Source organism: Variovorax sp. 01T432 (genome assembly GCF_056398605.1).
The window spans coordinates 1-397 of record NZ_JBFTPS010000170.1; the positions used below are offsets into that span (position 1 = coordinate 1).

1 pseudogene is annotated in these 397 nt (G+C 68.3%); it reads left to right on the top strand.

Annotated elements, in window-relative coordinates:
• Positions 1-253: pseudogene (gene ppnK, locus AC1DNF_RS35835) on the top strand (NAD(+) kinase); the annotation flags it as partial.
• Positions 254-397: the final 144 nt, after the last annotated feature.

A 397-nucleotide genomic window follows, 5' to 3' on the forward strand; every position in this document is an offset into this window, starting at 1 on the left:
CGTGACGCGCGCCCTGCCCGAGATGCTGGCCGGCCGCTACGMGGCCGAGACCCGCATGCTGCTGGAATCCCGCGTGATCCGTGACGACGGCGTGATCTTCTCCGCGCTGGCGTTCAACGACGTGGTGGTCAACCGCTCGGGCATTTCCGGCATGGTCGAGCTGGCCGTCTCGGTGGACGGCTATTTCATGTACAACCAGCGTTCGGACGGCCTGATCGTSTCCACGCCCACCGGYTCCACCGCCTGCTCGATGCCGTCGCGCTGGAGCACCCGCAGGCAGTCGAAGCGATTCATCGCCGATTCCGGCGGCGGGCCGGGGTCGGTGGCCTCGTCGGGATAGTCGACATAGACCGGCACCGCCTGATCGAAGGCGCGGTGCAACTGGTCCGGCGGCACG